Below are 7,393 nucleotides of genomic sequence, written 5' to 3'. Positions count from 1 at the left end.
CAAAAAATTATAGGCGGTACTACACAATCTCAGTTTTCTACTTATATTACCACAAGTTTTATTAACGTACGTGGCTTTAATACGGATAAAAAAAGAAGCCAGTTATACAAGAATTTATTTAAGGTCTTTAGAAAGTAATGAGTAGATATCCATGAACAATACCTTTGAATTATTTAGCATACTAACTAATATAATACTGAGTTTAATCGTAGACTTATCCATCTTTACAAAAGCATCTATGGTCAAATTTACGATACCCCAGAAAATCCTTGTCACCATTTTTTATATTTTTTGCTTTATAGCGTCCGTATTAATCCCATCAAATGTAGTAGTCAACATTTCAATTACGATTGCAGAAATTCTATTCTTTATGTTGCTTGGCTTACGGTGTTCAAAAGATAAATTTCTAATTCTAGGATCTGCGTTATTGCTAGGTATTTTTGACTCCACTACTGTCATTCTTTCTAACTTGATTCTTTTCCTATTTCCCACTTTGGGTTCTAGTAATTTAGATTTCTTTACTAATATTTCGATCATTATTATTAGTTACCTGCTACTCCGTAAAATTATCCCAAACATTAGTACTAACCTAACTAGCACCAATAAAAAAGTTTTTATTGGTGTTTTGTCGTATGTATATATTAGTGAAACAATTCTTAATGCGTATGTTTTAAGCGATACAAAACCAACCGAGGTTATCGTTGTATCTTTAACGTTATTGTTTTTGCAATCTATCTTTATTTTGATCATGTATATTGCTTTAGTCGAAATACAAAAGAAATTACTTTCTCACACGCAGCAAAAAGAGCTGCTTCAAGAAAAGCAAGAACTAGAAGAATACTCATCCTATCTAGATCAAAACGAGGACGATCTTCGAAGATTTAAGCATGATTATCAAAATATTCTCAACAGCTTAAAAATTGATGCTCAAGAAGGAGACGTTAAAGGCGTTATCGATAAATTGAGTGAATACTCAAATAGCCAGTTTAGTGAAGAAGCATTACGCAAGTATAAAGACCTAAACCACATTCATATAAAGGCACTTAAAAGTATAGTATTTAGCAAGTTGACACAAATGTACAATTTGGGGATTTCATATAACTTTGGATGTGAACCAGAAATTTATAAAATTCCTCAAAATATCGATTTGCTTGATTTGGTTAGAGTAATCGGCATTACTTTTGACAACGCAATTGAGGCTGAAACAGACTATTCAAGCTCTAATGCTCTTTCAAAACAAGATTTACGAATTGAGGCCATGTACTATCAAGATCATGATGACTTTGAATTTATGATCCGTAATCGAATTCCTAATTCCGATATCAGCCTAAACCAACTAGCCCATAAAGGTTACACAACCAAAAAACAACATCAAGGACTTGGACTAGCAAATGTTAAACAATTTGCTCAAAAATACGATAATGTAATAATTGACTATCAAGCTAAAGATAATTGGTTTATTTTTAATTTAACTATCCTGCCAATAGACGAGGTATTAGACTAGCTATGAAGTATCAAATTTTTATTTGTGATGACAATCAGGAAACAATTGATCAACTTACCAGCATATTACAAATTGCATCTTTTAGACTATCTGACGATGATTCAATTACTTTTTCCATTGTTGGACAAGCAACAACGTTTGAAAGTGCCATCGCTATTTTACAGAAGTCAAATCCTACCGGTGGAATCTATTTCCTAGATGTTGAGCTTGGTAAAAATGTTGGCAAAGATAACGGGTTTGATTTGGCAGAATACATTAAGCAAATGGACTCCAAAGCCCAAATTATTTTTGTTACCAGTCACGCTGACCTTTCTATTATCACTTACCAAAGGCGCCTAGGACCAATTGACTATATTGTAAAAAGCTCCAACATCGCCGATCTCACAACACGTATCTCAGATACCTTAAAGTCAGCGATAAATACTTTAAAAAAAGCAAACTCTGAAAATGAAATGTTTTTTACTTATAAAGTAGGACACGAAATAAGAAGAATTGCTGTAAGTGATATTTACTATATTTCAACTACTGGTAACTCCCATAAATTAGAACTTGTTCATGCCAACGGAATTAGTCAATTTATCGGTAGTATCAGCAAAGTTGCAGATAAGGCTCCTTATCTTTTACAAATCAGTCAATCATGTTTGATCAATCCAAATAAAGCTGAAGTTGATTACCAGCAGCACAGAATTACTTTTCCAAACGGTGATATTCAATACTATTCACGCAAAAATAGTCATATGATTAGGGATTATTTTAAAAAATGACCAACATATTTAACTCTATTAAGTACCATAAATCATATGTGTCTCAATTAGATGAAACTGATTGCGGAATTGCCTGTTTAGCAATGGTTCTGAAATATTATCATTCAAATGTAACCTTGGCTCACTTACGGCAATTAGCCAAAACTAACACTGAAGGTACCACTGCCCTTGGCTTGGTAAAGGCAGCAGAACAGCTATATTTGAATGTTACCGCCGTTAAAACTGATCTATCATTATTTCTTTCTAAAGAAATTACATATCCGCTGATTGTACATGTAGTCAAAGACAATGAATTGCTTCATTACTATACAATTTTACAAGATCTGGGATCAAAATTAGTAATTGCTGATCCAGATCCAGACGTTGGAATTATCGAAATTACAAAAACGGAATTTAGCCAACAATGGACTGGCGTTGCCTTACTCTTTAAAGCACAAGCTAATTTTAAAGAAGTACATGAAAAAAATACTACCGTTTGGTCGTTGCTTCCCTTGTTATATAAAAAAGAAAGTAATTTGATTATTAAGTTGATCTTAGTATCTTTTCTAGTGACTGGAATTGATATCATCAGTTCATTTTTCTTACAGGGACTGATTGATAGCTATATTCCAAAGGGAAGGTCAAATTTAATTACTGTTTTTTCTTGTGGTTTGCTAATTGCCTATATGGCTAGCTCTCTCTTTTCTTTTGAGCAAAGTCTTCTATTAATTCATTTAGAGCAAAAACTATCCAGCAAGTTGAATTTTCAATATCTAAAGCATCTTTTTAACTTACCAATAAGCTTTTTCACTACTAGAAAGACCGGTGAAATCACTTCGCGCTTTTCTGACACTGGACATATCGTTGAAGCTTTATCCAATTTGACAGTCTCCCTCTTTCTTGACTTAACCATTATTATTACGGTTGGCTTTATCCTATTTTTCCAAAATAGTCATCTTTTTATTCTGACTATTCTTTCAGCACCGCTATTTATGATAACTATTGCCTCTTTTAGTAAACGATTTGATCGACTCAACAATGAACAAATGGAGAGTAACTCAAAAGTTTCTTCTACAATTATTGAAAGTATTGAAGGAATAGAGACAATCAAAGCATTTAATGGAGAGCAAAAGTATCTTAAAATGCTTAGACATAAATACCTTCATTATCTTCAAAAGAATTTTGAATACGGGAAAATGTTTGCTTGGCAAAATGCTATAAAAACTCTAATCGAAACTTCTCTAACCCTATTAGTTTTATGGTTTGGCTCAAAAGACGTTATTAGCCATTCAATGACGATCGGTCAACTAATGACTTTCAATTCTCTACTAGTATACTTTTTTGAGCCCGTCAAAAATTTGATAAATTTGCAACCTATAATCCAGTCAGCTCAAGTAGCCCAAAAGAGATTAAATGAGGTTTATGCTGTAAAACGTGAAAATTGGATTTCGAAGCCGATTACTTCCCGAAGTCAGATTGATGGAACCATTCAATTCAAAAGCGTCTACTACCACTATGATTTTGATGAGAATATCTTAAACAATATCAACTTACAAATCAAAAAGGGTGAAAAACTTACAATTGTTGGAATGAGTGGATCAGGAAAATCGACGTTGGCCAAATTACTTGTCGGATTTAACTATCCAAGCCAAGGTAGTCTAACCCTCAACCACCTTTCAATCAAGGAAATCAATAGCCACTTACTTCGCGATTATATTAGCTACACGCCACAAATCCCTAATATTTTTTCAGGAACAATTAGAGATAACCTTTTACTTAGTTCAGACAATATAATCTCTGATCAACAATTAGTGGATGCTTGTAAAGCAGCCGAAATATATCAAGATATTGACGATTTACCTCTTAGATTCGATACTCAACTAGATGAACAAGGTAAGATGTTATCAGGCGGACAAAAGCAACGTCTGGCAATTGCACGTGCTCTTTTATCACCAGCCACCGTTTTAATCTTTGATGAAACCACAAGTGGACTTGATACAATTACTGAATCAAAGATCGTTAGAAACCTACTACAGATTCCCAATAAGACCATTATCTTTGTTGCACACCACCTCTCTATCGCCCAATTGTCTGACAGAGTTATTGTTCTACATCAGGGAAAGATTGTAGAACATGGTAAACCTCAAGAATTACTCGACCACCATAGTTACTACTACAACCTGATAAACAATGTTTAATCGTAAACACACTCCAATTATTGGGGTGTGTTTTCCTATCTTACAATATTTGAAAATGTGCAATATTTACCGTAAGATTGAAGAAGCTTAACTAAGTAAAAGGAGAGAAAAATCATGACCAAACACGAATTAAATCCTGAGCTGCTCGCTCAATTTAGCCAGCAGTTCAACGCCGACCCCAAGAACCAGGTGATCAGCCGGGCAGTAAGCCGCTCCGGCCTACAAGAAGCAGCCTACAACCCTGCCGCTGAACACAACCACACTTTTTCCCTAGAGCTAGACACTGACAATGTTACCAACCAAAAGCAGTCCGGCCGCTGCTGGCTTTTTTCAACCTTGAACGTTGTCCGCCACAACTTTGGCAAGAAGAACAAAGCCAAGAACTTCACTTTTTCCCAGAGCTACAACTTCTTCTGGGACAAGATTGAACGGGCCAACTACTTCTACGACCGGATCATCAAGACCGCTGACCGGCCACTGGACGACCGGACGGTACGCGGCTACTTTGACTGGTGCCAAACTGACGGGGGCCAGTGGCACATGGCCGCTTCCCTGATCAAAAAGTACGGCGTAGTGCCAACTTATGCCATGCCAGAAAGCTATAACAGCGAGCACTCTGCCGTCTTAGACCAAATCCTGGCTGACAAGGAACGCAAAGATGCTTTAGCCCTGCGCGAGTTAGCTCAAAAAGGCGATCAGGAGGCCTTAGAAGCAGCACGCGTTAGTTTCCTCGGCGAGATCTACCAGATCATGGCTACGGCCCTGGGAGAGCCGCCTAAGACCTTTGACTTGGAATTTAGAGATGACGACAAGGGCTACCACTTGGAAAAGGACTTAACGCCTTTAGCCTTTTACCAAAAATACTGTGACACCGACTTAGATGACTACGTGGTTTTGGCTAATGCTCCTGACCACCCGCTTAACCGGGTCCTCCACCTGGGCTTTGAGGACAACATCCAGGGCGGCTACCCGAACCTCTTCATCAACGTGCCAATGGAATACCTGGAGCAAGCCACCGTTGATCAATTAAAGGGCGGCGAAGCGGTCTGGTTTGGCAATGATGTTCTGCGGCAAATGGACCGCAAGACCGGCATGATGGACCTGAACCTGTACCAATACGATGCCCTGCTCGGCATTGATACCCGCCTTTCGAAGGCCGACCGCCTGCGGACCGGAATTGGCGAATCTTCTCACGACATGGCCATCGTCGGCGTCGACCTCGATGGCGGCCACATCCGCAAGTGGAAGGTGGAAAACTCCTGGGGCGACAAGTCTGGCAATCAGGGCTACTTTACCATGAGCCGCGATTGGTTCAGAGAATACACGTATGAAGTCGCTGTCCAAAAGCAGTACGTGCCAAAGGACATTTTAGCCTTGCTGAACACTGAGCCAATCGAGCTGGACCCATGGGATTCTTTGATCTAATCCCCGTTAATTGCACTTTTTCCATGATTCGGCTAAGATAGGCTTAACTTAAGTAATGAAGGAGAAAAATTAATGAGTCACGAATTAACTCTGCAAGAACTGGCTGAATTCAGCCAAGATTTTAATGCCAACCCCAAGAACCAAGTGATCGCTAGAGCTGCTGGTCGCAGCGGCGTTTTGGAAGCCTCTTATAACGAAGGCGTCGCCCGCCGCTTGACCCGGGTCTTCTCAACCGAGCTGGACACCGACAATGTCACCAACCAAAAGCAGTCTGGCCGCTGCTGGCTCTTCTCAACCTTGAACGTCTTGCGCCACAACTTTGGCCAAAAGAACAAGGCTAAGAACTTCACCCTGTCCCAAAGCTACAACTTCTTCTGGGACAAGTTGGAAAGAGCCAACCTCTTTTACGAAAAGGTCATCGAAACGGCTGACAAGCCGCTGGACGACCGGGGAGTCCGCAGCTACTTTGACTTTGCTGGTCATGACGGCGGCCAGTGGCACATGGCTATTTCCTTAGTGAAAAAGTACGGCGTAGTCCCAAGCTATGCCATGCCTGAAAGCTTCAACACCTCAGCTACTGCCGGCTTTGCCCAAGCCTTGGCCGACAAGGAAAGAAAAGACGCTTTAGTGCTCAGAAAGCTTGCCCAAGCTGGCGACACTGAAGGCCTAGAAAAGGCTCGTAAGCAGTTCTTAAACGAAGTCTACCGGATGACCGCCATCGCTGTTGGCGAACCGCCTAAGACCTTCGATTTGGAATTTAGAGACGATGACAAGGGCTACCACCTGGACAAGGACTTAACCCCTGTTGCCTTTTACCAAAAGTACTTTGACGTTGACCTAGACGACTACGTGGTGTTGACCAACGCTCCTGACCATGAATACGGCAAGCTCTACCACCTGGGCGCTGAAGACAACGTGGAAGGCGGCTCCCCAATCCTCTTCTTGAACGTGCCAATGGAATACCTGGAACGAGCTGCTGTCAGCCAGTTAAAGGATGGCGAAGCCGTTTGGTTTGGCAACGACGTTCTCCGGCAAATGGACAGAAAGACCGGCTACCTGGACACGGAACTGTACAAACTGGATGAGCTTTTTGACGTCGACACCAGCTTAACCAAGGCTGAACGGCTAGCTACGGGCGTGGGCGAAGTTTCTCACGCCATGACCCTAGTTGGGGTCGACGAAGACCAAGGCGAAATCCGTCAATGGAAGGTAGAAAATTCCTGGGGCGACAAGTCCGGCTCAAAGGGCTACTACGTCATGAGTCAAGACTGGTTCAAGGAATACGTCTACGAAGTCGTGGTCCACAAGAAGTACTTGACCAAGGACCAACAAGCATTGTTAGCCTCAATGCCAGTTGAACTCGAGCCATGGGACTCCTTAGCCTAATGTTTACCTTAATTTTCGCCGGGATCATTTCCCTGGCCTTGCTGGGTTTGTTGATCTACGTCTTGCACCAAGACTAGGATCATCGATCCCATTAAAAAAGCATAATAAAAAACGCCTCAATGAGGCGTTTTTTTATT

5 protein-coding genes are annotated in these 7,393 nt (G+C 40.3%); all 5 read left to right on the top strand.

Translation table 11 applies throughout. The features are described from left to right. The first annotated feature begins 151 nt into the window (after positions 1 to 151). The gene (locus ACI4WN_RS04745) at positions 152 to 1,504 is read left to right on the top strand and encodes a GHKL domain-containing protein (RefSeq protein ID WP_439777196.1); all 1,353 of its coding nucleotides are present in this window, start codon (positions 152 to 154) and stop codon (positions 1,502 to 1,504) included. Positions 1,505 to 1,506: 2 nt separating this feature from the next. Then, entirely contained in the window at positions 1,507 to 2,268 is a 762-nt protein-coding gene (locus ACI4WN_RS04740; RefSeq protein WP_009557584.1) for a LytR/AlgR family response regulator transcription factor, read from the top strand. Then, positions 2,265 to 4,445: a peptide cleavage/export ABC transporter gene (locus ACI4WN_RS04735; RefSeq protein ID WP_439777195.1), complete on the top strand. Its 2,181-nt coding sequence runs from the start codon at positions 2,265 to 2,267 to the stop codon at positions 4,443 to 4,445. The genes ACI4WN_RS04740 and ACI4WN_RS04735 overlap by 4 nt, the downstream gene beginning before the upstream one ends. Before the next feature lie 114 nt (positions 4,446 to 4,559). Beyond that, positions 4,560 to 5,870 carry a C1 family peptidase gene (locus tag ACI4WN_RS04730; protein ID WP_439777194.1) on the top strand — a complete coding sequence of 437 codons (1,311 nt, stop codon included), beginning with the start codon at positions 4,560 to 4,562 and terminating at the stop codon, positions 5,868 to 5,870. A gap of 72 nt (positions 5,871 to 5,942) precedes the next feature. Further along, positions 5,943 to 7,256 carry a C1 family peptidase gene (locus ACI4WN_RS04725; RefSeq protein ID WP_439777193.1) on the top strand — a complete coding sequence of 438 codons (1,314 nt, stop codon included), beginning with the start codon at positions 5,943 to 5,945 and terminating at the stop codon, positions 7,254 to 7,256. The last annotated feature ends 137 nt before the right edge of the window (positions 7,257 to 7,393 follow it).

This window comes from Lactobacillus sp., from assembly GCF_051893255.1.
Taxonomy (GTDB): Bacteria; Bacillota; Bacilli; order Lactobacillales; family Lactobacillaceae; genus Lactobacillus.
This window is presented reverse-complemented; position numbering and strand designations above follow the sequence as displayed.